General features: G+C 69.7%; 31 protein-coding genes and 4 tRNA genes. 19 read left to right on the forward strand and 16 right to left on the reverse strand.

From position 1 onward, the window contains the following. Position 1: 1 nt before the first annotated feature. The 7 genes from Q9250_RS06845 to thrS all read right to left on the reverse strand — a co-directional run bounded on the left by Q9250_RS06845 (position 2) and on the right by thrS (position 6,561). On the reverse strand, positions 2-763 hold the full coding sequence (locus tag Q9250_RS06845) for a YebC/PmpR family DNA-binding transcriptional regulator (protein ID WP_306233849.1): 762 nt from the start codon (positions 761-763) through the stop codon (positions 2-4). 110 nt (positions 764-873) lie between these two features. Then, complete coding sequence (locus Q9250_RS06850; RefSeq protein ID WP_306233851.1) at positions 874-1,482, reverse strand: hypothetical protein; 609 nt, start codon at positions 1,480-1,482, stop codon at positions 874-876. 9 nt (positions 1,483-1,491) lie between these two features. Continuing rightward, positions 1,492-2,430, reverse strand: coding sequence for a DMT family transporter (locus tag Q9250_RS06855; protein WP_306233852.1), 939 nt, complete (start codon positions 2,428-2,430; stop codon positions 1,492-1,494). 12 nt (positions 2,431-2,442) lie between these two features. Further along, entirely contained in the window at positions 2,443-3,048 is a 606-nt protein-coding gene (gene pdxT, locus Q9250_RS06860; RefSeq protein WP_306233939.1) for a pyridoxal 5'-phosphate synthase glutaminase subunit PdxT, read from the reverse strand. Continuing rightward, positions 3,042-3,944 (reverse strand): pyridoxal 5'-phosphate synthase lyase subunit PdxS, encoded by a 903-nt coding sequence (gene pdxS / locus Q9250_RS06865; protein WP_306233853.1) that lies wholly within the window; start codon positions 3,942-3,944, stop codon positions 3,042-3,044. The genes pdxT and pdxS overlap by 7 nt, the downstream gene beginning before the upstream one ends. A gap of 50 nt (positions 3,945-3,994) precedes the next feature. Further along, positions 3,995-4,513 carry an HIT family protein gene (locus tag Q9250_RS06870; protein WP_306233940.1) on the reverse strand — a complete coding sequence of 173 codons (519 nt, stop codon included), beginning with the start codon at positions 4,511-4,513 and terminating at the stop codon, positions 3,995-3,997. A 137-nt stretch (positions 4,514-4,650) separates the two neighbouring features. Beyond that, positions 4,651-6,561 (reverse strand): threonine--tRNA ligase, encoded by a 1,911-nt coding sequence (thrS, locus tag Q9250_RS06875; RefSeq protein ID WP_306233942.1) that lies wholly within the window; start codon positions 6,559-6,561, stop codon positions 4,651-4,653. Positions 6,562-6,668: 107 nt separating this feature from the next. On the opposite strand from thrS, the gene Q9250_RS06880 reads away from it, so the two are divergent. From Q9250_RS06880 to Q9250_RS06955, 16 genes are all read left to right on the forward strand, one after another. Then, on the forward strand, positions 6,669-7,235 hold the full coding sequence (locus Q9250_RS06880; RefSeq protein WP_306233854.1) for a COG4315 family predicted lipoprotein: 567 nt from the start codon (positions 6,669-6,671) through the stop codon (positions 7,233-7,235). Then, positions 7,232-7,681 carry a hypothetical protein gene (locus tag Q9250_RS06885; protein ID WP_306233855.1) on the forward strand — a complete coding sequence of 150 codons (450 nt, stop codon included), beginning with the start codon at positions 7,232-7,234 and terminating at the stop codon, positions 7,679-7,681. The genes Q9250_RS06880 and Q9250_RS06885 overlap by 4 nt, the downstream gene beginning before the upstream one ends. 221 nt (positions 7,682-7,902) lie before the next feature. After that, entirely contained in the window at positions 7,903-8,100 is a 198-nt protein-coding gene (locus Q9250_RS06890) for a hypothetical protein (RefSeq protein WP_306233856.1), read from the forward strand. Continuing rightward, positions 8,097-9,257, forward strand: a complete 1,161-nt coding sequence (locus Q9250_RS06895; RefSeq protein ID WP_306233857.1) for a tyrosine-type recombinase/integrase — start codon at positions 8,097-8,099, stop codon at positions 9,255-9,257. The genes Q9250_RS06890 and Q9250_RS06895 overlap by 4 nt, the downstream gene beginning before the upstream one ends. A gap of 79 nt (positions 9,258-9,336) precedes the next feature. After that, complete coding sequence (locus Q9250_RS06900) at positions 9,337-9,681, forward strand: hypothetical protein (protein WP_306233858.1); 345 nt, start codon at positions 9,337-9,339, stop codon at positions 9,679-9,681. A 947-nt stretch (positions 9,682-10,628) separates the two neighbouring features. Then, the gene (locus tag Q9250_RS06905) at positions 10,629-10,826 is read left to right on the forward strand and encodes a helix-turn-helix transcriptional regulator (protein ID WP_306233860.1); all 198 of its coding nucleotides are present in this window, start codon (positions 10,629-10,631) and stop codon (positions 10,824-10,826) included. Positions 10,827-11,011: 185 nt separating this feature from the next. Continuing rightward, on the forward strand, positions 11,012-11,266 hold the full coding sequence (locus Q9250_RS06910; RefSeq protein ID WP_306233861.1) for a hypothetical protein: 255 nt from the start codon (positions 11,012-11,014) through the stop codon (positions 11,264-11,266). After that, positions 11,263-12,564, forward strand: coding sequence for an AAA family ATPase (locus Q9250_RS06915; RefSeq protein WP_306233862.1), 1,302 nt, complete (start codon positions 11,263-11,265; stop codon positions 12,562-12,564). The genes Q9250_RS06910 and Q9250_RS06915 overlap by 4 nt, the downstream gene beginning before the upstream one ends. Further along, on the forward strand, positions 12,561-12,752 hold the full coding sequence (locus Q9250_RS06920; RefSeq protein WP_306233863.1) for a hypothetical protein: 192 nt from the start codon (positions 12,561-12,563) through the stop codon (positions 12,750-12,752). The genes Q9250_RS06915 and Q9250_RS06920 overlap by 4 nt, the downstream gene beginning before the upstream one ends. After that, on the forward strand, positions 12,749-13,018 hold the full coding sequence (locus Q9250_RS06925) for a hypothetical protein (protein ID WP_306233864.1): 270 nt from the start codon (positions 12,749-12,751) through the stop codon (positions 13,016-13,018). The genes Q9250_RS06920 and Q9250_RS06925 overlap by 4 nt, the downstream gene beginning before the upstream one ends. Continuing rightward, positions 13,015-13,389, forward strand: a complete 375-nt coding sequence (locus Q9250_RS06930; RefSeq protein ID WP_306233865.1) for a hypothetical protein — start codon at positions 13,015-13,017, stop codon at positions 13,387-13,389. Before Q9250_RS06925 ends, Q9250_RS06930 begins: the two co-directional genes overlap by 4 nt. Continuing rightward, complete coding sequence (locus tag Q9250_RS06935) at positions 13,386-13,853, forward strand: hypothetical protein (RefSeq protein WP_306233866.1); 468 nt, start codon at positions 13,386-13,388, stop codon at positions 13,851-13,853. Before Q9250_RS06930 ends, Q9250_RS06935 begins: the two co-directional genes overlap by 4 nt. 15 nt (positions 13,854-13,868) lie before the next feature. Beyond that, positions 13,869-14,057 carry a hypothetical protein gene (locus Q9250_RS06940; RefSeq protein ID WP_306233868.1) on the forward strand — a complete coding sequence of 63 codons (189 nt, stop codon included), beginning with the start codon at positions 13,869-13,871 and terminating at the stop codon, positions 14,055-14,057. A gap of 17 nt (positions 14,058-14,074) precedes the next feature. Further along, on the forward strand, positions 14,075-14,908 hold the full coding sequence (locus Q9250_RS06945) for a hypothetical protein (protein WP_306233870.1): 834 nt from the start codon (positions 14,075-14,077) through the stop codon (positions 14,906-14,908). Positions 14,909-15,080: 172 nt separating this feature from the next. Beyond that, a complete protein-coding gene (locus tag Q9250_RS06950) occupies positions 15,081-15,425 on the forward strand; it encodes a terminase (protein ID WP_306231130.1) in 345 nt (114 codons plus the stop codon). Continuing rightward, on the forward strand, positions 15,425-15,751 hold the full coding sequence (locus Q9250_RS06955) for a hypothetical protein (protein ID WP_306231131.1): 327 nt from the start codon (positions 15,425-15,427) through the stop codon (positions 15,749-15,751). Before Q9250_RS06950 ends, Q9250_RS06955 begins: the two co-directional genes overlap by 1 nt. On the opposite strand, the gene Q9250_RS06960 is transcribed toward Q9250_RS06955, so the two are convergent. From Q9250_RS06960 to Q9250_RS06985, 6 genes are all read right to left on the reverse strand, one after another. Continuing rightward, positions 15,748-16,272, reverse strand: a complete 525-nt coding sequence (locus tag Q9250_RS06960; protein ID WP_306231132.1) for a hypothetical protein — start codon at positions 16,270-16,272, stop codon at positions 15,748-15,750. The two genes, Q9250_RS06955 and Q9250_RS06960, sit on opposite strands and share 4 nt — an antisense overlap. 588 nt (positions 16,273-16,860) lie before the next feature. Then, entirely contained in the window at positions 16,861-16,998 is a 138-nt protein-coding gene (locus Q9250_RS06965; protein WP_306231134.1) for a hypothetical protein, read from the reverse strand. A 14-nt stretch (positions 16,999-17,012) separates the two neighbouring features. Then, positions 17,013-17,168, reverse strand: a complete 156-nt coding sequence (locus Q9250_RS06970; protein ID WP_306231136.1) for a hypothetical protein — start codon at positions 17,166-17,168, stop codon at positions 17,013-17,015. Between the two features lie 137 nt (positions 17,169-17,305). Then, positions 17,306-17,380, reverse strand: a tRNA-Val gene (locus Q9250_RS06975). A gap of 15 nt (positions 17,381-17,395) precedes the next feature. Then, positions 17,396-17,466 (reverse strand) — tRNA-Cys (locus Q9250_RS06980). Positions 17,467-17,519: 53 nt separating this feature from the next. Next, positions 17,520-17,591 (reverse strand) — tRNA-Gly (locus Q9250_RS06985). A 158-nt stretch (positions 17,592-17,749) separates the two neighbouring features. Here Q9250_RS06985 and Q9250_RS06990 point away from each other — a divergent pair. Next, positions 17,750-17,825: transfer RNA gene (locus tag Q9250_RS06990), tRNA-Val, on the forward strand. A gap of 45 nt (positions 17,826-17,870) precedes the next feature. Here the strand turns inward: Q9250_RS06990 and Q9250_RS06995 are convergent. Further along, entirely contained in the window at positions 17,871-18,239 is a 369-nt protein-coding gene (locus tag Q9250_RS06995) for a four-helix bundle copper-binding protein (protein ID WP_306231137.1), read from the reverse strand. A 133-nt stretch (positions 18,240-18,372) separates the two neighbouring features. Between Q9250_RS06995 and Q9250_RS07000 the strand changes: the two genes are divergently transcribed. Beyond that, positions 18,373-19,050 carry an SDR family NAD(P)-dependent oxidoreductase gene (locus tag Q9250_RS07000; RefSeq protein ID WP_306231138.1) on the forward strand — a complete coding sequence of 226 codons (678 nt, stop codon included), beginning with the start codon at positions 18,373-18,375 and terminating at the stop codon, positions 19,048-19,050. Between the two features lie 56 nt (positions 19,051-19,106). On the opposite strand, the gene Q9250_RS07005 is transcribed toward Q9250_RS07000, so the two are convergent. Continuing rightward, complete coding sequence (locus Q9250_RS07005; RefSeq protein ID WP_306231139.1) at positions 19,107-20,339, reverse strand: ammonium transporter; 1,233 nt, start codon at positions 20,337-20,339, stop codon at positions 19,107-19,109. Positions 20,340-20,511: 172 nt separating this feature from the next. Here Q9250_RS07005 and Q9250_RS07010 point away from each other — a divergent pair, with 172 nt between their 5' ends. Beyond that, positions 20,512-21,729 carry a Na+/H+ antiporter NhaA gene (locus tag Q9250_RS07010; protein WP_306231140.1) on the forward strand — a complete coding sequence of 406 codons (1,218 nt, stop codon included), beginning with the start codon at positions 20,512-20,514 and terminating at the stop codon, positions 21,727-21,729. Between the two features lies 1 nt (position 21,730). On the opposite strand, the gene zapE is transcribed toward Q9250_RS07010, so the two are convergent. Then, the gene (gene zapE, locus Q9250_RS07015; RefSeq protein WP_306231141.1) at positions 21,731-22,732 is read right to left on the reverse strand and encodes a cell division protein ZapE; all 1,002 of its coding nucleotides are present in this window, start codon (positions 22,730-22,732) and stop codon (positions 21,731-21,733) included. Positions 22,733-22,813 lie beyond the last annotated feature (81 nt).

The raw sequence follows: 22,813 nt of genomic DNA on the forward strand, positions 1-22,813 counted from the left end.
GCTACTCGTCCTCGTCGAGCTGCGCCTGCACGTCGTCGGGGATGTCGTAGTTGGCGTAGATGTTCTGCACGTCGTCGAGGTCGTCGAGCGCGTCGATGAGGCTCAGCACCTTGCGCGCGGTCGGCAGGTCGACCTCGACCTTGAGGTTCGGCACGAACTCCGCCTCGGCCGAGTCGTAGTCGATGCCGGCCTCCTGCAGCGCCGTGCGCACGGCGACGAGGTCGCCGGCCTCCGAGATGACCTCGAAGCCGCCGCCCTGGTCGATGACCTCTTCAGCGCCCGCGTCGAGCACGGCCTCGAGGATCGCGTCCTCGTCGACGCCGTGCTCCTTCGTGATCGAGACGACGCCCTTGCGGTTGAAGTTGTAGGCGACCGAGCCGGGGTCGGCCATCGTGCCGCCGTTGCGGGTCATGGCAACGCGCACCTCAGCAGCCGCGCGGTTCTTGTTGTCGGTGAGGCACTCGACCATCAGTGCGACGCCGCCGCCCGCGTAGCCCTCGTACATGATCGTGATGTACTCGATCGACTCGCCGGTGAGGCCGGCGCCGCGCTTGATGGCGCGATCGATGTTGTCGTTGGGGACGCTCGTCTTCTTCGCCTTCTGCACGGCGTCGACGAGGGTCGGGTTGCCCGAGAGGTCAGCGCCGCCGATCTTGGCGGCGACCTCGATGTTCTTGATGAGCTTCGCGAACGACTTCGCACGACGGGCGTCGATGACGGCCTTCTTGTGCTTGGTCGTCGCCCACTTGGAATGTCCGGACATGATGCTTCCTGGTCGCTGGGCGGGGGACGCCTCATCTTACGCTCGCCGTCGCGCCGTTCCTGGCAGGCGGATGCGTCATGATCGCAAGGCGCGCGGCTTCCGTCCGCGTCTCATGCGTCGTGCGCGCGCACCCCCGCGCTGCGCAGCTCCAGCGCGGCGAGGGCGCGCAGCGATGCCTCGTCGCCGGCGCGGAGCGCCGCCACCGGGTCGGGCACCGTCGTCAGCAGCGTCGGCATCGGCTGGCCCACGAGCGCCCGCAGGGCGAGCAGGTCGCGCCCCTCGCGCGTCTGCGAGAGCGCCCGGCTGCGTCGGGCGCGAGTGATGAAGCGCAGCCGCGGCAGCAGCCACACGAGCAGCACGAGCAGAGTGGGGAGCACCCAGAGCGCGGTGCCCACCGTGGCGGCGAGGGTGTCGACGGCGCCGGTCAGCGCGACGCCCGCGGCCGAGAGCTGGTCGGCCGAGCCCGCCGCGCCGCGGAACGGCTCGGCGATGCCGGCGCCGACGAGCGGCACCTCCGCCAGCGACTCGCCCGCGTCGGTCAGCGTCGTCGAGAAGCCGCTGCCGGCATCCGAGATCTGGCGCCCGAAGCCGCCGAGCGAGGCGATCGCGTCGCGCACGAGCTGCGCGATCCAGACGGCGACGGCGATGGTGCCGACCGCGGCGAGATCGCTGACGACCTGCCAGGCGGCGACGACGGGACGGCTGGAGTAGAGCTGCACGGTGCTGATTCAAGCAGGCTGCTGCGCCGCGACCCTCGCCCTCGGCTTCTGCCCGACCAGGATGCCGGCGCCGATGACGATCGCTGCGCCGACGATCTCCCAGACGCCGAGCCGCTCCCCCAGCACGAGCACGCCCAGCAGCACCGCGACCACCGGGATCAGGTAGGTGACCGTCGCCGCGACCGTCGGCCCGACGGCGCGCACGACCTCGAACTGCAGGATGTAGGCGACACCGGTGCCGACGACGCCGAGGCCCGCGACCGCGAGCAGCGCGAGCGGCAGCTGCGACGCGTCGTGGCTGCCGACCGGCGACCAGCCCTCGACGGCGCTCCACACCAGCAGCGCGACGACGACCATCGGCATGCCGGTGATCATCAGCGCCGTCGGATGCGCGAGGCCCGGCACTTCGCGCTGCGCGAGGAGCCGCCGGTTCAGGGTCCAGCCGATGCCGTACGACACGCCGCCGGCGACGGCGAGGAGGAAGCCGACCAGGTCGGGCCCCGCCCCGGCGGCCCACGGCTGCGCGATCACCACGACGCCGACGAGACCGAGCAGCACCGCCGCCAGCTTGCGCGGCGTGAGCCGATCGCTCGGCAGCAGGAGCAGCGCGAACAGCACCGTGGCCACGGGCGTGATCGCGTTGCCGAGACCGGCGAGGCTCGACGAGATGCGGGTCTCGGCGAGCACGAAGGCGGTGAACGGCAGCGCCGTCAGGAAGAAGGAGCAGACGGAAAGCAGCCCCCAGGTGCCGGCGTCGCCCGGCAGCCGGGTGCGCGTGGCCATCGAGAGCAGCAGCAGCGTGACAGCCGCCACGACGATGCGCAGGGTCGCGATCTGCATCGGGTGCAGCGCCTCGAGCCCGAGCTTCATGAGCAGGAACGACGAGCCCCAGATCAGCGCGAGGCCGATCCAGAGCACCTGCCAGGGCGCACGGCTGAGTACGGTCACCGGAGCATCAGATCACGAGCCGGTGACACGCGCGACGCGGTCGAGGAACCGCTGGTGGAAGCGCAGCTCGCCCTCGACCTCGGGGTGGAAGGCGGTCGCCAGCAGCGGGCCCTGCTCGACGGCCACGATGCGTCCCTTGACCGAGGCGAGCACGTCGACCCCGGCGCCGGCCCGCTCGACCACGGGCGCGCGGATGAACGTCGCGTGCACCGGCCGCTCCCCCAGCGCCGGCACGTCGAGCTCGGCCTCGAAGGAGTCGACCTGGCTGCCGAAGGCGTTGCGCCGCACGTCGACGTCGAGCCCGCCGAACGGCAGCTGGGTGGGCAGGCCGTCGAGGATGCGGTCGGCCAGCAGGATCATGCCGGCGCACGTGCCGTAGACGGGCATGCCGGCCGCGATCCGCTCGATGATCGGCTCCCGCACCGCGAACAGGCGCGACAGCTTGTCGATCACGCTCGACTCCCCGCCGGGCAGCACGAGCCCGTCGACCTCGGCCAGCTGCGCGGGGGTGCGCACCAGCGCGACGCGCGCGCCGAGCGACTCGAGCACGGCGGCGTGCTCGCGCACGTCACCCTGGAGCGCGAGCACGCCGACGCGGGCCGCGCCCGCGCTCACCAGCCGCGCTCGGCGAGCCGGTGCGGTGCCGCCAGGTCGGCCACGTTGATGCCGACCATCGCCTCGCCCAGGCCCCGCGACGCATCCGCGATCGCCTTGGCGTCGTCGAACGCGGCGGTCGCCTTCACGATCGCGGCGGCGCGCTTCTCGGGCTCGCCCGACTTGAAGATGCCCGAGCCGACGAAGACGCCGTCGGCGCCCAGCTGCATCATCAGGGCCGCGTCCGCGGGCGTCGCGACGCCGCCGGCGGTGAAGAGCACGACGGGCAGGGCGCCCAGCTCGGCGACCTCGGCGACCAGCTCGTACGGTGCCTGCAGCTCCTTCGCGGCGACGTACAGCTCGTCCTTCGAGAGCGTCTGCAGGCGGCGGATCTCGCCCTTGATCGTGCGGATGTGCTTGGTCGCCTCCGAGACGTCACCGGTGCCGGCCTCGCCCTTCGAGCGGATCATCGCGGCACCCTCGGTGATGCGGCGGAGCGCCTCGCCCAGGTTCGTGGCGCCGCAGACGAACGGCACCGTGAACGGCCACTTGTCGATGTGGTTGACGTAGTCGGCGGGGCTGAGCACCTCGGACTCGTCGATGTAGTCGACCTCGAGCGCCTCGAGCACCTGCGCCTCGACGAAGTGGCCGATGCGGGCCTTCGCCATCACGGGGATGGAGACCTCCGCCTTGATGGCGTCGATCAGGTCGGGGTCCGACATCCGGGCCACGCCGCCCTGGGCGCGGATGTCGGCCGGCACGCGCTCGAGCGCCATGACGGCGACGGCGCCGGCGTCCTCGGCGATGCGGGCCTGGTCGGGGGTGACGACGTCCATGATGACGCCGCCCTTCAGCATCTCGGCGAGGCCGCGCTTCACGCGTGCGGAGCCGGTGCTGGACGTGGTGTTCGTGTCGGTCACAACCGATCATGCTACGCGCGTGCGGAGCCCCCGGCGCGCACGGGCGGCGGTCACGCCGGCCAGGCCGCCTGGATGTCGCGGCGCATGTCCTCGAGCAGGATCGGCAGCGCCTTCGTCTTCGCGATGATCGGGAAGAAGTTCGAGTCGAGCGACCAGCGCGGCACGATGTGCTGGTGCAGGTGGTCGGCGATGCCGGCGCCGGCGATGCGGCCCTGGTTCATGCCGATGTTGAAGCCCTGGCAGCGCGTCACCTGCGACAGCACGCGCATGGCGGTCTGCGTGAGCACCGCCATCTCGGCGACCTCGTCGGTGGTCGCCTGGTCGTACATGCCGACGTGGCGGTACGGGCAGACCATCAGGTGGCCGGTGTTGTAGGGGTAGAGGTTCAGCAGCACGAAGCAGGTCTCGCCGCGGTGCACGATGAGGCCCTGGTCGTCCTGCAGCTCGGGCGCGCGGCAGAACGGGCAGGCGTTCTCCTCGGGCATCTGGCCCTGCTGGATGTAGACCATCCGGTACGGCGTCCAGAGCCGTTGGAACGCATCCGGCACCCCCGGCATCTCGCTCGACATCTGCGTCGGCGCACCCCACGCGTGCTCGCCGACGAGCGGCGGCTCCTGCGGCTCGGCCGGGTCGAAGACCGGCAGCGAGTCGCGGCTGACCGCTGCCCGCTCCGCCGGCTCGTCGAGGTTGCGGGGGTGCTCGTCGGTCACACGTGCGCCTTGGTCTCGATCGCCTCGACGATGCGGCGGATCGCCTCGTCGACGGGCACCCCATTGTCTTGCGTGCCGTCGCGGAAGCGGAACGAGACGCTGCCCGCATCGCGGTCCTGGCCGCCGGCGATGAGCTGGAACGGCACCTTCATGAGCGTGTGCGTGCGGATCTTCTTCTGCATGCGCTCGTCGCTGCGGTCGACCTCGACGCGCACGCCCTTCGCGCGCAGCTTGTCGGCGATCTCGTCGAGGTAGCCGGCGAAGTCCTCGGCCACCGGCACACCGACGACCTGCACCGGCGCGAGCCACACGGGGAACGCGCCCGCGTAGTGCTCGAGCAGGATGGCGAAGAAGCGCTCGATCGAGCCGAACAGCGCGCGGTGGATCATGATCGGGCGCTGCTTCGAGCCGTCCGGCGCGGTGAACTCCAGCTCGAAGCGCTCCGGCAGGTTGAAGTCGAGCTGCACGGTCGACAGCTGCCACGAGCGGCCGATCGCGTCGGTCACCTTCAGGTCGATCTTCGGGCCGTAGAAGGCGGCCTCGCCCGGCTGCTCCACGACTTCCAGCCCAGATGCCTTCGCGACGCGACGCAGCGCATCCGTCGCCGTCTCCCAGACGGCCTCGTCGCCGATCCACTTCGACTTCTCGTCGTCGCGCATCGACAGCTCGAGGCGGAAGTCGGTGAGGCCGAAGTCGCTCAGCAGCGACAGCACGAACTCGAGGACCTTGGTGGTCTCCTCCTCGAGCTGCTCGGGAGTGACGAACAGGTGCGCGTCGTCCTGCGTGAAGCCGCGCACGCGCGTGAGGCCGTGCAGCGCGCCCGAGAGCTCGTTGCGGTAGACCGTGCCGTTCTCGGCCAGCCGCAGCGGCAGGTCGCGGTAGGAGCGCGAGCGATCCTTGTAGACGAGGATGTGCATCGGGCAGTTCATCGGCTTCAGGTAGTAGTCGACGCCCTGCTTGGTGACGTTGCCCTCGTCGTCGCGCTCCTCGTCCATGTGGATGGGCGGCCACATGCCCTCGCCGTAGGTGACGAGGTGGTTCGAGGTGACGAAGAGATCCTTCTTCGTGATGTGCGGCGTGTAGACGTAGCTGTAGCCCTGCGCGATGTGGCGCTTGCGGGCGTGCTGCTCCATCTCGCCGCGGGCGATCGCGCCGCGCGGGTGCCACACCGACAGGCCCGAGCCGATCTCCTCGGGGAACGAGAAGAGGTCGAGCTCGCGGCCGAGCTTGCGGTGGTCGCGCTTCGCGGCCTCCTCGAGGCGCTGCTGGTAGGCGCGCAGCTCGTCCTTCGACGGCCAGGCGGTGCCGTAGATGCGCTGCAGCTGCGGCTGGTCGGTCTTGCCGCGCCAGTAGGCGCCGGCGACGCGGGTGAGGGCGAAGCCGTTGCCGATGAGGCGGGTCGAGGGCAGGTGCGGGCCGCGGCAGAGGTCCTTCCAGGCCACCTCGCCGGTCTTCGGGTCGACGTTGTCGTAGATCGTCAGCTCGCCGGCGCCGACCTCGACGGATGCGCCCTCGCCGGCCTTCGATGCCGAGCCCTTGAGCCCGATGAGCTCGAGCTTGTAGGGCTCGTCGGCGAGCTCCGCGCGTGCCTCGTCGTCGGTGACGACCCGGCGCACGAAGCGCTGGCCGGCCTTGACGATGCGCTCCATCTCCTTCTGCAGCGACTTCAGGTCGTCGCTCGAGAAGCCCGCGCCCAGGTCGAAGTCGTAGTAGAAGCCGTCCTGGATGGGCGGGCCGATGCCGAGCCTCGCCTCCGGGTTGCTGCGCTGCACGGCCTGCGCCATCACGTGCGCCGCCGAGTGGCGCAGGATGTCGAGGCCGTCGGGGCTGTCGATCGTGACCGGCTCGACCGTCTGCGTCGCTGTCACCTCGCGGGCGAGATCCTGCAGCTCGCCGTCGACGCGCATGGCGACGATGGCACGGTCGGAGAAGAGGTCGAATCCAGTGGTCACGAGTCCATCGTAGATCGCGGGATGCCCTGGCTCGCGCGGTGCGCGCTCGGTACGCTCGCGACATGGCCCGGTCGTCGTCGATCGCCGGCATCGCGCTCGCGATGCTGCTGCTCTCGGCGTGCGCCTCGGGCTCGGGCGGCGTGCTCCCGACGGGCACGGCGCCGGAGCCGGTCGTCTCGACCGCCAGCCCGTCCGTTCCTGCGACGCCTGCGGCGAGCGAGCCCGATCCGTCGTCGGCGCCCGCGCCCGAGTCCGAGCCCGAGCCGCAGGCCGCCGGCACGGCGATCTCCACCGCGACCAGCGAGTTCGGCGAGATCCTGTGGGGCCCGGGCGAGCAGGTGGTCTACATCTGGGAGCGCGACGTCTCGCCCGAGTCGCAGTGCTATGACGACTGCGCGGCGGCATGGCCTCCCGTGCTCACCGATGGGGAGCCGACCGCCACCGGCGGCGTCGATCCGGCGCTGCTCGGCACGACCGTGCGCGCCGACGGGGCGCTGCAGGTCACGTACGGCGGGCATCCGCTGTACTTCTACGCGAACGAGGGCCCTGGCGAGGTGCGGTGCCACGATGTGGCGACGCACGGCGGGCTGTGGTGGGTCGTCACGCCGGGCGGGGAGCGTGCGCCGTGATCCGCCGTGCCGCGACAGCAGCCGGCATCGCACTGGCTGTGCTGCTGCTCTCGGCGTGCGCATCGCCCGGCACGGCCGATCCGGCCGGCACGGTGCTCCCCATCGGCACGCCGCCCGCGGAGCCGATCGTCGCGGCACGCGCGCTCGGCGACGCGCCGGACGGTGTGCATGCCGAGGCCACCTGCGGCCAGCTGGAGCTCGACCAGGGCGAGGAGCTGCCCGCGGCCGCGATCGCGTGCGTCGACGCGGCCCTGGCCGCGGGCGAGGCGGCCGCACTGGCCTGGTCGTCGCCGACCGTCGAAGGCGATCCGATCGTGCGCTTCGCCGTCGTCGAGGCGGGCGCGTCGACGATCGCCGTGCACGCGACGACCGGATTCGATCGCTACGGCACTCCCGGCTGGACGCGCGACCACTGCGTCGCGATCGGCACGCAGGGCTGCGCCTAGAGACGAAGAAACCCCCGGAGGTCCGGGGGTCCTGTGGTGGGCGATACTGGGATCGAATCGGTATTTGCGCTACTGGGCAGACTGGTCGCGGAGCGCGTGAAGCACCCGGTTTTGCCGCGTTCTACTGCGGTTCCTGCCGTCGTGCGGTAGTGTCACTGTTGTACCCAAGTGGACAGCAGTAGACACGAGATATTGCACGGTATTGCACGAACGGAGACACGGTGAGCACGCAGCAGCTCGAGCGCAGCACCTACCTGGCAGGCCTGCTCGACGCCCTCCGGCAGCGGATCGCCAACGGCAATCGCAGCGCCGTCGTGCTCGGCGCGCGCGTCACGATCCTGACCGTGGCCCGCTCCGGCGTCCGCGTCCGGTTCCCTGACGGCCACATCGAGCGCGCCCACCCCGAGGACGTGCGTTGAGCGTCCGCAAGCGCAAGCAGCGCGAGTCGTGGGGAGCCGTCCGCAAGCTCCCCAGCGGCCGCTACCAGGCGTCCTACACCGGCCCTGACGGCAACCGCTACGCGGCCCCCTCGACGTTCGACGGCATGACCGACGCGCGCGGCTGGCTCGCCCGCAAGCAGATCGAAGTGCTCGACGGCGAATGGCAGGCGCACACCGCCGCCGAGCCGTCGCGCTCCCGGCCCTCGACGACGACGCTCGGCGCATACGGCCGCGAGTGGGTCGAGACACGCACCAACCGCAACGGCGAACCGCTGCGCGACCGCACCCGCGTCGAGTACCTGCGCCTGCTCGCCACCGCCCTCGAGCCTCTGGCCGACCTCCGCATGAGCGCGCTGACGCCCGACATGATCCGGGCCTGGTACTCCGGCATGGTGAAGTCGGGCCGCAAGACGCTGGCAGCCCGCGCTTACGGGCTCCTCAAGTCAATCCTCTCCACCGCCGTAACGGACGGGCGCATCAAGTCCAACCCCTGCATGATCCGAGGCGCGCAGAACGCGACGACGGGCCGCAAGGTGGAACCGCCGACCGCGACCGAGTTGGCGAAGATCACCGCTGCGATGCCCGAGCGGCTGCAGGCCGCGGTGCTACTCGCCGCGTGGGTCGGCGCACGGTACGGGGAGCTGACCGAGCTGCGCCGCAAGGACGTGACCATGATCGACGACGCGGCCGGCGCTGTCGTGCTCGTGAGCATCGCGCGCGCGGTCACCCATGTCACCGGCGAGGGATACATAGTGGGTATGCCCAAGTCCGCCGCTGGCGTGCGCGTCGTGCCCGTACCGCCCAACATCGCCCCGGCGCTCACGCGGCATCTTGAGCAGCACGTCGCACACTCTCCCGACGCTCTGTTGTTCCCCGCCGCTGACGGCGTGAGCCATCTGCCGCAGTCGTCGCTTGTGAAGCACTACTACCCCGCACGCCAGGCCGCTGGACGCCCTGATATGCCGTGGCACGCACTCCGGCACTTCGGAGCAACGCGGGCCGCTCAAGCGGGCGCGACGCTCAAGGAGTTGCAGGCGCGTCTCGGGCACTCCACCGTCTCAGCGGCGATGCGCTATCAGCACACCGCGGGACGAGACTTCGACCTCGCCAGACGTATGGCGTTGCTCGACACCTGAGCCCTCAACCGAGGACGCCCCCGCGAGTGCAACGAAACACTCACGAGGGCTAGGCCGGACTAACGAAAGGATCACGGCCATGAACAATCGTAACGAGCAGGTCGCAATGGAGTGCCAGCGCATCGCAGCGGGAGTCCGCTCTTGCTTGGGCGGCTGGTACTTCACCAACGCCGGCGCTCTCCGCGACATCCTCGAGGTGTCTCCGGGTCGCGCGCGCGCTCTCTACATGGGCCGCGCCGACTACAACCTGCGAGAGCTGGCCCTAGTGTCGGCGTTCTTCGGAGTGAAGCCGGTGGAGTGGATCGCTCCCCCGAGCGGTCGCGACTATCCGCGCGCCGAGTCGTGCCACTCTGCCAACCGCGCCGAGGTGCACGCGCGCGCATGGGATCGCGTGATGACAGCGAGAGAGACGACAGCCGCCTAGCGACTGTGCGACCGGCCGCGCGAGTCACCGCAGCGGATTCGCGCGGCCTGGTTGACAGATGCTCACTTCGGCGAGACGATGGGGCGCCTCCCACTCTTGTGCCCTCAGCCTGAGCTGACTGGCCAGAAGTTGACAGATGCTCACGTCTCGTGCGACCATGGACTCGTGGCGTTGAGCTGCGCCCCGACCGCGTCGGACATCGCGTTCACCGCGGAGGGCAGAACCGCCAACTGGCGGTTTGGAGCGCAACCGAGGAAGTCATCGACGCGCATGAGGGGCACGAGACGGCCAGACGCGAATCGACGTCACCCGCGCCAACCTGCGAGACAGTCGCTCCCATGAGTTGACAGATTCTCACCTCTTGTGCGATCATGGAACCATGCTCACGAGCCGCGCCCTGGCTCGGACGCTCGGGACATTCGCCCCCACGAGTTGACAAGCGCCGATCAGTTGAGTTATTCTCGCTTTACGCGCTAGAACTATGCCCCGCCCCTGCTGCAGGACGGGGCATCGCTGATTCTGCGGGCCACCCGCGGACAGCAGTTGACAAGCGCCGCCACGGCGTGCAAAGATGAGATGCGCTCAATAACCATGCCCTGAGCCAGACAGTACCCCCGAGCTAGACGCCGGGGGTTTTTCTACGCCCTGAGCCGGCCATGCGCCGCGCCATGACGCGCCCCTAGACCACTCGCCCCCGCGGCGAGTCAAGGCCCGAACGCTTCCCGCGTCCGGGCTTTTTTTGTGCCCGCTTCCGGGCAGGCACGACCCGCGCTAAGCGGCCAACCGCACGACGACGCACGCCCCGAAGTGGAACCGGGACACGTCGCCGCGCACCAACAGCCACCAGTGAGGTGGCGCTCTTGTACGCCCGTCCAACGGGCTCCATCACGGACACAAGTTTGCGCCCCTCACGGCGGAGCTGTGTCCGTTTCCGAAAGGGGAACGCGATGAACACCACTGCCGAAACCTGGCCGACGATCCGAAGCGCAGCCGTGCAGTACGGGATGAGCGAAAAGACGATCCGGCGACGCATCACAGACGGGACGCTCGACGCTCGACGATTCGGGCCGCGCCTCATCCGCATCAACCCGGCAAGCCTCGAGCGCTGGGGCAGCGCGCTGCAGTACGTCGGCGGTGAGGCATGACTCATCACGAAATGGGGAACGGCCCCAAGCCGTCAAACTCTGGGGCCGCTCACAAGATCACGCCCGACCAGTCTACCGCCCGTCGAAACGAGCACGCGACTCGCCTACGGGAAGTCGACGACACCCTCGAGGCCGTTTGGTCGGGGCTCGTGACGGGCACTCTCCGCCTAGATCAGCTCCGCCACATGTCGCCCCACGCGGCAGCGATCTACCTGGCCGGCTTTGACGCCGGTATCGCGGCACAGGCGGAGCGCGTCAAGCAAGCCGAACACGACAGCGATCGTTTTTTCATCCGGGCGATGCACCCCGCAGAGCGGGCCGCGGAGATTGAGCGACGACTCGACTCCGCGCTGGATCAGATGCCAGACGCCATCGCACCCCACTCCCCCGACTACTTCGAGCGGGCGCTCTCCGGCGTCCTGAACGGCGGCACAGCATGACCACGACCGTCTACGATCCGACCGCCCTCTACGGCGACGAAACAGCCGGCAACTATGAGGTCGAAGTAGCGCAAGAGCTGTACCGCATGAACGTGCGCGCAGACGCCCGCAAACGGCACCAGGAAGCCAACCGCGAGGCCGTCGCACTCCCACAGCCCCGCACACTCACCGCATTCCTCAGCGAGCCAGACAGCGACCCGGAATGGATCATCGACGGGCTACTCGCCACGGGCGGAAACGTCGTGCTCGCGGCCCCCTATAAGGCCGGCAAGTCGACGATGCGAGACAACCTCGTCGCGGCGCTCGCGGACGGCAGCATGTTCCTCGGCCAGCACCAAGCGCGGCAGCGGCGCGTGACGATCATCGACAACGAGCTCGACGAGCGCACCATGCGGCGATGGATGCGACAGCACAGCATCACCAACGCGGACTCGGTGACCGTCGTGCCGCTCCGCGGTGCAGTGTCGAGCTTCGACCTGCTCGACCCGACAACACGCACGCAGTGGGCCGATGCGCTGCGCGGATGCGACGTGCTCATCTTCGACTGCCTGCGCCCCGTGCTCGACGCGCTCGGCCTCGACGAGCACAAGGACGCTGGCCGATTCCTCGTCGCATTCGACGCGCTCAAGCTCGAGGCGGGCATCTCCGAGGGCGTCGTCATTCATCACATGGGGCACAACGGCGAGCGCGCTCGAGGCGACTCCCGCATCCTCGACTGGCCGGATGCAACGTGGAAGATCGTGCGCGAGAACAGCGACGACCCTGCATCGCCGCGCTACTTCTCCGCGTTCGGCCGCGACGTGGACGTGCCCGAGACGCGCCTCAACTGGGACGAGGCCGCTCGGCAGCTGACGCTCGGGCTCGGCAACCGGCAGGAAGCGAAGTCGTCGGCGCTCGTGCCCGACGTGCTCGCATTCCTTGCCGATCAGTCTGCGCCGGTATCCAAGCGGACGATTGAGGATGCGCTGACCGAGCAAGGCCACTACCGCGACCCGATCCGGGCCGCAATCAAGTCGGCTGTGCAGTCGGGGCAGGTGTCGACAGTGGAAGGCCCACGGCGCGCGATTCTCCACAGCCTGAGCGAGACAACCGACCGAGTGCGCGGGAGTGCGCGGGAGTTCGCGGCGCGCACTGAGATTGAGTGCGCGAGTGCGCCTATAGGGCGCGCGCGCACTCACTCGCCCTCGGGGGAAGGAATCAGTGCGCGGCCCGCGCACTCACTCACCGACCCCGGCTACTGCCCGAACTGCGGCATGACCGGCAAGCACACCCGCTCGTGCAAGGCGGTGACGGCATGAACGGCGCATCGTTCGGGCTCAGCCCTCGCCCCCGCTTCGACGACTACACCGAGTCCCGCATCCCAGGCGGCTGTGACGACTGCCACGCCTACCAGCGGCTCATCCGAGTCGACGACGGGCTCTACACGCTCCGCATCTACCACGACGACACCTGCCCGACACTCGCCATGAAACGGGGCCGAGCATGACCGAGTGGGACGCCTGCCGATGCAGAAAGGGCCACGCGACCGCTCGAGGGTTCGCGCGCTGCAAGGTGCGCGGGCTCGCGTGGATCACGGGCCGCGGCGACTGGGCGCTCGTCGCGTGGTGCGGCAACCCGACGATCACGCTCTGGCCTACCGAGACCGAGGCAGCAGACCGCGGCTCAGTGCTCGCCGCCGCCCGTTGCGGACGCGCCTGCCGTGGCGCTCACCAGATCATCCATATCAACCTCAACCGAGAGGCATACGCGTGAAGCTCATCACGACGCACCGATGCACCGACCCGCACGACTCGGCAGCGGACATGCTCGCCTGCATCTACCCGCGCGCCCGACACATCGACGGGGCCGGCGACTACGCCGTGCTCAACCACTGCGGACGCGGGCAAGCGATCACCCTGCACGCCACCGAGGACGCGGCAGAAGACGCGCTAGACCGGCTCGACCGCAACGGATGCGGCAACGCCTGCGAAAGCAACCACGCGAGCGCGTCAGTGCTCTGGCAAGGCGGCGGCCCCGACTGGCAAGGCATCGCCCGCGAATGGGAACGCGAAGCGCACGACCACCAGACCGAGGCAATCGCGCTGCGAGCGCAGGTTGCCCTACTCACCAAGGAGAAAGCATGATCGCCCCCGACGTTCGCGCCCGAGAGCAGGCGCTCCGATCGTTCGACAACCTCACCGCATCCGGCGCAGTCAACGTGAACCGCCCCAACCCTCCCCGCTGGTTCGACCAGTGGCTCGACGACGTGGCCGACTGGCGCAACGGCACCCCGTCCGAACGGCGCGCATTGGCGCTCATCGCGCTCGAGCGGGAGTGGATCGCGAAAGCATCCGCGCCAGCACAGCAGCCCGCCGAGCAGGCCGAGGAAACCGAGCCTGACGAGCAGCCCGCCGTCGACCCGACAGCCGCCCCGGACACGCTCGACGACCTCTGCACCCGCGTCCGACCCGGCACCAGCTACGTCGCCTGCGCAGGCGGATGCGGACTCCACACGCGCGGCTCCCGCCCCTCAGCCCGACGCTGCAAGCCCTGCAGCCGGCCGAAGCGAGCACCCGCGCGCACCGACGACACCCTCAACCCCCTCTAACCGAGAGCAGCAGCCATGAGCATCCGAGACGAGTTCCAAGCCTGGATCGACGGGGACATTCCCGAAACGTCCGACCAGGCCGAGCAGCCGCAGGTTCTGCCCTTTGCCCCCCGCGCCGATTTCTCGCAAGGCGCGCGCGGCGGCGGCTTCCCATCCTCACCCGCCGAGCAGTTCGCTGACCTGCTCCGCGGCACCCGATTCTGAACCCAAGGAGAAACACCATGCAGACCCAGACCAGCACCAACCACTTCCAGGCACCCGTCGTCATCCAGGCGACCCAGCACGACTACATCGCACGCGCCTACCGGCTCGCAGGACTCCCCGCACCCGACTCGCGCCTCGAGGTCGACACCCTCATCCACGCCGAGCCCGGAGTCGACACGACCGTCCGCGATCTCGTCGCAGCCGCACCCGACGCGAAGAACCCCGCCCAGTTCCTCAAGGGCGCACTCGACAAGCTGCAGCGCGCTCAGGCCGCCGACGCGCTCCGAGGCGCATGGGACGGCGCGAAGCATCGGCACGCGATCGAGACGATGCCGCAGTCCGTCGACACCGCAGCAGCCGACCTCGCCCCCGCATTCGACAGTCTCGTGCAGCAGCTCAAGGATGCGGCAGCCAAGCTCGACCACGACCGACCCTTCGACGCGGAGACGGCACTCGCCAACGACGCCGGCGCAGCACTCACCACCGCCCGCACCGGCCTCGCCAACCTCGGCACCTACCTCGGCATCCACGAGATGATGCCGCCCGCACCCGACGCGCCCGCCGCGCTCTCCCGAGTGCTCGGCATCGTCGCCCTCCCCGACTTCGAGACAGAGCGGGTACAGCGCAGCCTCTCGGCGTCAGACGTGACGATCCTCAACCCCCGCGAGAGCGAAGGCGCACGTACTGCACGCACCCTCGCCACCGCCCTCGAGCGCGACCAGGACTACGCGCTGCTCGCCATCGCACGCGGCGACTACCCCGGCGTCACCCTCAAGCTCGCAGGCGCAACCGAACTCCGAGCACGCCGCCACCTCGCCACCCGAGCACAGCAGCGCGTGACCGCCGACTGAACCACCCCACCGATGCCGCCCGCTCAGCCCTCACCGGCAGCGGGCGGCATCGCCACGTCAAGGGGGTGGGAGCAAGCCCCTAGAGCAACCCGGCGGGCAGCCTCCTGGGCGGTGATCCGCCCCTCCCCGGGCTCCGAAACGTTTGCCCCTTGATCTGATTGGAGGCCTCGACATGACTGAGGCGAAACGGAAGCGCCCGACTGGGCTTAATGCGGCGGGCCGCGCCCTCTGGGATGGCAATATCGACGAGTTCGACTGGGCCGTGCACGAGGTGGCGCTGCTCGAAGAGGCGTGCCGGGTGCGGGATCGGATCGTCGAGCTCGACGCGGCGGTGAAGGGTGACGGGCTGATGATTCCGTCCTCTCAGGGCAGCCGTGTGCATCCGGCTGTGGCTGAGGCTCGGCAGCAGCGGCTGGCCCTCGCGCGTCTGCTCGTGTCGCTCGGCATCCCCGCCGACGACGACGGACTGCCGACTGTGCGGGGCGTGCGGGGCGTGTACCGAGTCGGGGGTCGCTGATGGTGCGGCGGAGGCGTCCGAGCGTCGACAGCGAGGATCAGCGGCTGCTGCGCTTCGATCCTGTCGAGTGGCCTGGCTCGGCGGCCGATGCGCTCGAGCTGTGGCTGTCGTCGTCCCGCGATCACTGGCAGTCCCGCCCGTACCCGTTCCGGTTCGTGATGGGCCGACGTGACGGGCGGACTGCTTGGCGTCCGATGGTCGTGCAGGAGATGTTGGCGCGCGTGCGTGCAGCGCGCAGCACTGTGGCCGGAGAGTCGTTCGACGAGGCCGCGTACCTGCTGCGGCTCGCGAAGCACGCAGGCTACGACGAGGTGCGTCCCCGCTAGGCGGAAGCGGCGGCCGAGACGTCGCGAGGCGATCGAGCGCGATCGTCAACAAACGGCGCGATGTGATCCGCCAGTGCTCGTGCCGCGCCTGTACTGACATTCAGGGGAAGGTCGATGCTCAGGCCCTCATAGTGCAGCGTGACGGCAGCCGTTTGGCTTGTCAGTCCGCTGTAGTTGTCCAGACGAGTGCGCCGCAACTCCAAGCCCTTGACTTCGCCTCGCGGGTAGACAGTGCCAGTCGGCCATGACCCGTCGAGTTCGCCGGTGACGTACGCGATCCGATCGTCGGTGAAGGCGACCATGCTGAACGTCGAGTCCGGCGCAGATGCCTGACCCGGCTCCACGGACGTCCGCGCCTCTGCGTAGATCGGTTCCTCGTCGCCGAGCAAGACCGCCACCAACTCAAGCGCCTTCTCTCTGCTGTGCTGCGCCTCGCGAGTCCCCCAATCTGCGTCCCAGTTCGAGTCGAGCCGGTTGAGCACGCGCGCGACGTTGGTTCGCGACGAGTTGATTTGAGTCATGCTCGACACCGTACGCGTCGACGACAGCGCGCGCTACGGGCACTCACGCGCGCGCCGCGTGCTTTCTTGGGCGTGCTGGCCGTCCTGGCTCCGGGCATCCAGGCGGCGGCTTCTGCGGCACGAGCGGCCTTGATGGCGGCATGTCTCCGCCCGCGAGCGACCGCCCGCTCAGGTGCTCATGGAGCGCGAGCACGCCGTCGTGGGCGTCCTCAAGGCTTCCCCAGTACCCGATGAGCCGACGTTGGGTGCGGTCGGTGTCTGGCGAGACTGCTCGGTAGTAGGGCTCTCGGTTCGGCCCGAGCGTCAGTAGTCGCACGATGGCGAGCGGGCTCCCGTCGAGGGGGTGCAATATGTCCCACTCGCACGGCCTGATCGTCACGCATTCGAACATACATTCGAGCGTCAGCGACGCGCCAGCGACGCGCCACTAGTCGTCGCGGCTCCGCCTAATCTGGTGAGAACTACTCAGGTATGCCTCTAGGACGCTCTCAGCGGCCCCCTGCCGCGTTTTCTGGCCGTCGGTGTGTTCCTGCCCGGGCAGCGCCGTTCGCGCCGCTCTGAGCGCGCTAAGCGGAATGGTGGCGAGTGTCATTGAGGGTTGCGTTGCGCGTTCAGTTGCTCAGCGATAGTGCGCAGCTCGCGTGCAGCGCTGTGAGCGTCGGCCCCGGCGTCTAGCTCGTCTGCGATCGCTGTCAGGCGTTCGATCGGATCGGGTGAGGCTTCCATGCGTGGGAGCCTAGCTACCAGCCTCGGATGCCGGGTAGGGCCTCAGTGTCGGGCTTGTCAACATGCGGCGGCCCGTCGTGGACGTAGCCGCAGGCTCGGCAGCGCTCATCCCAGACGAGTGCGCCGCACCGCTCGCAGCGGTCGTCGAGGTCTTCGAGCGCGTCGGCCATGCGTGGAACCGTAGCGCGACACGCCCGGACGATGCACCCGCGCTCGACACAAGTTCAGCGTGCGCTCCCCGGTATTGCACGGGTATTGCACGCAGTCCCCCGGACATGCGAAAACCCCCGGATTTCCGGGGGTTTCGTGGTGGGCGATACTGGGATCGAACCAGTGACCTCTTCCGTGTCAGGGAAGCGCGCTACCGCTGCGCCAATCGCCCTTGCGGGGTTGCTCGAGGTGGAGACGGGATTCGAACCCGCGTAGACGGCTTTGCAGGCCGCTGCCTCACCACTCGGCCACCCCACCAGGTGGTGTGAGATTCACACTGACGACATTGCTGTCGTCTGACATTGCTGTCGAGCGGATGACGAGATTCGAACTCGCGACCCTCACCTTGGCAAGGTGATGCGCTACCACTGCGCCACATCCGCGTTGGCTCATCGCTGAGCACTCGAATGACTATACCCACCCGATCGGCGCAAGCCAAATCGAGCCGGCCTGTGTCGCGAACCCGGCGCCCTGGTCACGATCAGCCCACGGCATGTGGCAGACTTGACCGGTCGCAGTCCGATCCTCGGATCCTCTGCACGGGCGATTGGCGCAGTTGGTAGCGCGCTTCCTTCACACGGAAGAGGTCATCAGTTCGAGTCTGGTATCGCCCACCATCGAGGCCCCGGCAGCTGCCGGGGCCTTCGTCGTCCCTGGCCCCATCAGGCCGCCTCGCAGGCCTCGGCGCATCGCTCGCAGGCCTCCGCGCACGCCCGGCAGTGCTCGGCGTCGTGCTTCCTGCACTCGGCCGCGCAGGCGCGGCAGACGGCCGCGCAGGCCGCGAGCAGCGCGTCGATCGCCTCCTTCGGCAGCGGCACCTCGCGGGCGAGGATGCGGCCGACCGTCTCGCAGACGTCGGCGCACGCCTCGCACACGACCGCGCAGTCCTCCATGCCCTCCTGGCGATCCGCGCGAGCGCAGTCGCGGCACGCCGCCGCGCACGCCTCGATCGCGGCAGCGTGCGAGGCGTAGCTGCCGACCTCTGCACCGCCCTGTGCGTGCTGATCCCCATGCTCCTGGCCGTCGTGCATGATCGTCCCTCCCGGCGGGCCCGATGCCCGCGCATCGAATGTCAGCGACGCTACGCCCCGCGCCGCGCGTGCGGGTGAGCGGCACCTGGGAGTCGAGCCCCGGTGGGATCGTCGGCTCGGCTAGCGTCGGAGCATGGATCTCCAGTTCTCAGACCGCACCGTCCTCGTCGTCGGCGGCACCGGCTTCATCGGCTCCGCCATCGTCGACGCCCTCCGCGCGGAGGGCGCGAACGTCCTCGCCGCCTCGCGGGGCGACGGCGCCGATGTCGTCCTCGACGCCTCCGACGACGCATCCATCGCCTCGGCCCTCGAGCGCGTCCGCACCGAGCACGGGCGATTGGATGCGGTGGTCGTCACCGCCGCCCCGGCCGCGCAGACGCTCGACGCCTCGCGGCTGAGCGATCCGGCGCAGGTCGCCGAGGCGGTCGAGGGCAAGGCGATGTCGTTCCTGCGGGTCGCGAATGCGGTGATCCCGGACATGCGCGAGGCGGGCTTCGGTCGCATCGTCGCGATCAGCGGCCAGAACGCGCTGCTCACCGGCAACATCACCGGTGCCGTCCGCAACGCGGCGCTCATCATCGCGGCGAAGAGCCTCGCCGACGAGCTGGCCGGATCCGGCGTCGCCGTGAACGTCGTGAATCCCGGCCCCGTGAGCGAGCAGCCGAGCAGCGAGGTCGCCGCCGGCAAGCCGGGCGAGTCGTCGCCGCAGCAGATCGCGGCGCTCGTCGCCTTCCTCGCCTCCCCCGTCGCCGCCGTCAGCGGCGAGTCGATCGCGATCGGCCACAAGGTGCGCGGCAGCGTCTTCCTCTGATCGCACCCACGACGAAGGCCCCGAGCGCTGCTCGGGGCCTTCGTGCGTGAGGTGCGTCAGATCCGGTTCGACTCCAGCTCGGCGCCGTACGCCTCCTCGCCGTGCACGGAGAGGTCGACGCCCGCCAGCTCGTCCTCGTTCTTGACGCGGAAGCCCATGGTCTTCTCGATCACGAAGCCGATCGCGAAGGCGATCACGAAGGCGTAGACCATGACGCCGAGCGCCGCGATCACCTGCACGGCCAGCTGGCCGGGGCCGCCGCCGAGGAGGAGGCCCGTCTCGGTGGCGAAGAACCCGAGGTAGATCGTGCCGATGAGGCCGCCGACCAGGTGGATGCCGACCACGTCGAGCGAGTCGTCGAAGCCGAGCTTCCACTTGAGCTCGACCGCGAGGGCGCAGACGGCGCCGGCGATGACGCCGAGCAGCAGCGCCCAGCCGGGCGTCAGGTTGGCGCAGGCGGGGGTGATGGCGACGAGGCCGGCGACGGCGCCCGAGGCGGCGCCGACGGAGGTCGGCTTGCCGTCCTTGAGCTTCTCGACGATCAACCAGGCGCAGATCGAGGCCGCGGTCGCGCCGATCGTGTTGAGCGTGATGAGGCCGGCGTTGCCGAGGCCGTTCAGCCACTCAGCGCCGACGTTGAAGCCGAACCAGCCGAACCACAGGATGCTCGCGCCGAGGATCACGAAGGGCACGTTGTGCGGCTTGTGGGCGCCCTTGGTGAAGCCGATGCGCTTGCCGAGCACGAAGGTGAGCGCGAGGGCCGCGGCGCCCGCGTTGATGTGCACCGCGGTGCCGCCGGCGTAGTCGATCACGGCGGGCAGGCCGAGCAGGTCGCCGAGCGAGAAGACCCAGCCGCCGCCCCAGACCCAGGCCGCGACGGGGAAGTAGCCGAGCGTGGCGAAGACGCCGGCGAAGAGCATCCAGGCGCCGAACTTGGCGCGGTCGGCGATGGCGCCCGAGATCAGGGCGACGGTGATGATCGCGAAGGTCGAGCCGTAGGCGACGCCGATCAGGTCGGTGTTCGCGCTCTCGCCGGCTGCCGTCGCGGCGAGGCCGAAGTCGCTGAAGGGGTTGCCGGAGAACGCGAAGGGGCTGTCGACGGCCGCCATGTTGAACCCGTACAGGATCCACAGCGTGCCGACCAGTCCGATGGCTCCGAACGACATCATCATCATGCTGATGACGCTCTTGGCGCGCACGAGGCCGCCGTAGAAGAACGCGAGGCCGGGCGTCATGAACAGCACGAGTGCTGTCGCCACGACGCCGAAGGCCATGCTGCCTGCATCCATGAGGTGCTCCTTGGGGGTATCCGCCGTGGTGTCTCCGGTGGCGACTTGGCACCAATGTCCTCCCGCGCCGTTTCAGCAGTGCGCCCGCGCGCGTTTCGAGTTCGTGAACGGATGCGACTCCTGTTTCGGATGCGTTACGTCGCGTCGGCCGCGCATCGGCCCGGATGCCAGGATGGAGACCATGAACCTCTCCTGGATCCGGAACCCGCAAGTCTCGGCGATGCTGCTGCTGGGGGCCGCGATCCTGGGACTGGTGATCGCGAACACGGCGCTCGGCCCGGGTCTGCAGGACCTCAAGGGCGCCCACCTGCCGTTCACGATCTTCGGCCTCGACCTCTCGGCCGCGCACTGGGTGACCGACGGCCTGCTGGTGGTCTTCTTCTTCGTGGTGGCGGTCGAGCTGCGCTACGAGTTCACGCAGGGCGACCTGAACTCGTTCGCCAAGGCTGGCGCGCCCACGATCGCGGCGCTCGGCGGCGTCGCGGTGCCGGCGCTCATCTACTTCAACGTCGCCGGCGCCGACGGCGCGCAGGGCTGGCCGATCCCCACCGCCACCGACATCGCCTTCGCCCTCGGCGTGCTGGCGCTGTTCGGCCGCCGCCTGCCGACGAGCGTGCGCGCGCTGCTGCTCGCGCTCGCCGTCATCGACGACCTCATCGGCATCTTCTTCATCGCGGTGTTCTTCACCGAGACGGTCTCGCTGCCGCACCTCGGTCTCGCGGCCGTCGCCCTCGCCGTGTTCTGGTGGCTGGGCCGCGTCTACCGCGGCAAGCGCGGCAGCTGGCCGCTGCGCATCGCCCTCGTGGCCGTCGCGCTCATCACCTGGTGGCTGGTCGCGTCGAGCGGCATCCACGCGACGATCGCCGGTGTGCTGCTGGGCCTCGTGCTCTCCCCCGCCCCCGCGGAATCCGCGCGCGAGAAGCTCGAACCGTTCTCGAACGGCATCGTGCTGCCCCTGTTCGCGTTCGTCTCCGCCTCGGTGGCGATCCCGCAGGTGCCGATCGCCGAGCTGAGCCCCGTCTTCTGGGCGATCGTCATCGCGCTGCCGGTCGGCAAGCTCGTCGGCATCACCGCCGCCGGGTACCTGGGGCAGGTCGTGCTGCGGGTGCCGAAGGCCGACCGGGTGCGGCTGCGCGAGCTGATCGGCATCAGCCTGCTGGGCGGCATCGGCTTCACCGTCTCGCTGCTCATGAACGAGCTCGCGCACCGCACCGCGCCCGAGCTGATCGTCGAGGGCACGCTCGGCGTGCTCGCGGGCTCGCTCATCTCGGCGGTGCTGGGCGCCGTCTACATCTCGCTGCTGAGCCGCTCGTACCCGCCGGTCGACACGGCGGCGATCAGCAGCCGCGACGCCGCGGAGTACGAGCGCCGCATCGACGCGGAGGGCTGAGTCAGCCTTCCGCGGCGAGCGCGTGCAGGCGCGAGATCGCCCGCAGGTACTTCTTGCGGTAGCCGCCGCCCAGCATCTCCTCGCCGAACACCCGGTCGAGGCTGACGCCGCTGGCGCGCAGCGCCACCTGCGCGTCGTAGAGGCGGTCGACGAGCGCGACGAGCCGGAGCGCGTCGTTCTGGTCGGTCAGCACCCGCACGTCGCGCAGCCCGAGGCCGCTGAGCCCGTCGATGAGACCGATGTAGCGCGACGGGTGCACGCGCGAGAGGTGGGCGACGAGCGCGTCGAAGTCGTCGAGCGCGACCTGCCCGTCGATCGCGCCGAGCGCCGGCTCGAGCTGCTCGTTCGGTGTGACCGGCGCGTGGCCGGAGACGTCGCGGTGGCGGTAGTCGTCGCCGTCGATGCGCATGATCTGGAAGCGGTCGGCGATCGCCTGGATCTCGCGCAGGAAGTCGGAGGCCGCGAAGCGGCCCTCGCCGAGCGCGTTCGGCGGCGTGTTGCTGGTGGCGGCGAGCTTCGTGCCGGTGGCGACGAGCTCGCCGAGCAGACGGGTCATCACCATCGTGTCGCCCGGGTCGTCGAGCTCGAACTCGTCGATGCAGACGATCGTCGAGCCCTGCAGCGCCCGCACGGTCTCGGCGTAGCCGAGCGCGCCGACGAGCGCGGTGTACTCGATGAACGTGCCGAACACCTTCGGCCCCGGCATCGCCTTCCAGAGCGAGGCGAGCAGGTGGGTCTTCCCGACGCCGAAGCCGCCGTCGAGGTAGATGCCCGGCTTGACCTCCGGCGCCTTCTTCCTGAAGAGGCCGCGCTTCGGCGACGTCCACGCCGTGACGAGCTCCTGCATCCGCCCCAGTGCCTCGGACTGCGACGGATGCGCAGGGTCGGGCCGGTAGGAGTCGAACGTGGCGCCGTCGAACTGCGGCGGCGGCACGAGGCTCGCGACGATCTGCTCGGCGTTCGCCTCGGGGCGCCGCTCGACGAGCGAGATCGGTGCGGACATGCGTGCTCCTTCATGGGCGCCGCGCGCCCGGGACGGTCGATGGGGAAGACGGGGTGGGAGGATGGCGTTCTCCCCTGCAGA

The organism is Agrococcus beijingensis, from assembly GCF_030758955.1.
In the GTDB taxonomy this organism is placed as follows: Bacteria; Actinomycetota; Actinomycetes; order Actinomycetales; family Microbacteriaceae; genus Agrococcus; species Agrococcus beijingensis.

Excerpts from the sequence above, each read along its gene's own strand:
- Q9250_RS06845 (WP_306233849.1), bottom strand. The coding sequence starts at position 763 with ATGTCCGGACATTCCAAGTGGGCGACGACCAAGCACAAGAAGGCCGTC.
- Q9250_RS06870 (WP_306233940.1), bottom strand. The coding sequence starts at position 4,513 with ATGTCGAGCGAGATGCCGGGGGTGCCGGATGCGTTCCAACGGCTCTGG.
- thrS (WP_306233942.1), bottom strand. The coding sequence starts at position 6,561 with ATGCGCGTCGACGGCGAGCTGCAGGATCTCGCCCGCGAGGTGACAGCG.
- Q9250_RS06880 (WP_306233854.1), top strand. The coding sequence starts at position 6,669 with ATGGCCCGGTCGTCGTCGATCGCCGGCATCGCGCTCGCGATGCTGCTG.
- Q9250_RS06900 (WP_306233858.1), top strand. The coding sequence starts at position 9,337 with ATGAACAATCGTAACGAGCAGGTCGCAATGGAGTGCCAGCGCATCGCA.
- Q9250_RS06905 (WP_306233860.1), top strand. The coding sequence starts at position 10,629 with ATGAACACCACTGCCGAAACCTGGCCGACGATCCGAAGCGCAGCCGTG.
- Q9250_RS06910 (WP_306233861.1), top strand. The coding sequence starts at position 11,012 with ATGTCGCCCCACGCGGCAGCGATCTACCTGGCCGGCTTTGACGCCGGT.
- Q9250_RS06915 (WP_306233862.1), top strand. The coding sequence starts at position 11,263 with ATGACCACGACCGTCTACGATCCGACCGCCCTCTACGGCGACGAAACA.
- Q9250_RS06920 (WP_306233863.1), top strand. The coding sequence starts at position 12,561 with ATGAACGGCGCATCGTTCGGGCTCAGCCCTCGCCCCCGCTTCGACGAC.
- Q9250_RS06925 (WP_306233864.1), top strand. The coding sequence starts at position 12,749 with ATGACCGAGTGGGACGCCTGCCGATGCAGAAAGGGCCACGCGACCGCT.
- Q9250_RS06935 (WP_306233866.1), top strand. The coding sequence starts at position 13,386 with ATGATCGCCCCCGACGTTCGCGCCCGAGAGCAGGCGCTCCGATCGTTC.
- Q9250_RS06940 (WP_306233868.1), top strand. The coding sequence starts at position 13,869 with ATGAGCATCCGAGACGAGTTCCAAGCCTGGATCGACGGGGACATTCCC.
- Q9250_RS06945 (WP_306233870.1), top strand. The coding sequence starts at position 14,075 with ATGCAGACCCAGACCAGCACCAACCACTTCCAGGCACCCGTCGTCATC.
- Q9250_RS06950 (WP_306231130.1), top strand. The coding sequence starts at position 15,081 with ATGACTGAGGCGAAACGGAAGCGCCCGACTGGGCTTAATGCGGCGGGC.
- Q9250_RS06955 (WP_306231131.1), top strand. The coding sequence starts at position 15,425 with ATGGTGCGGCGGAGGCGTCCGAGCGTCGACAGCGAGGATCAGCGGCTG.
- Q9250_RS06960 (WP_306231132.1), bottom strand. The coding sequence starts at position 16,272 with ATGACTCAAATCAACTCGTCGCGAACCAACGTCGCGCGCGTGCTCAAC.
- Q9250_RS06965 (WP_306231134.1), bottom strand. The coding sequence starts at position 16,998 with ATGGAAGCCTCACCCGATCCGATCGAACGCCTGACAGCGATCGCAGAC.
- Q9250_RS06970 (WP_306231136.1), bottom strand. The coding sequence starts at position 17,168 with ATGGCCGACGCGCTCGAAGACCTCGACGACCGCTGCGAGCGGTGCGGC.
- Q9250_RS06995 (WP_306231137.1), bottom strand. The coding sequence starts at position 18,239 with ATGCACGACGGCCAGGAGCATGGGGATCAGCACGCACAGGGCGGTGCA.
- Q9250_RS07000 (WP_306231138.1), top strand. The coding sequence starts at position 18,373 with ATGGATCTCCAGTTCTCAGACCGCACCGTCCTCGTCGTCGGCGGCACC.
- Q9250_RS07005 (WP_306231139.1), bottom strand. The coding sequence starts at position 20,339 with ATGGATGCAGGCAGCATGGCCTTCGGCGTCGTGGCGACAGCACTCGTG.
- Q9250_RS07010 (WP_306231140.1), top strand. The coding sequence starts at position 20,512 with ATGGAGACCATGAACCTCTCCTGGATCCGGAACCCGCAAGTCTCGGCG.
- zapE (WP_306231141.1), bottom strand. The coding sequence starts at position 22,732 with ATGTCCGCACCGATCTCGCTCGTCGAGCGGCGCCCCGAGGCGAACGCC.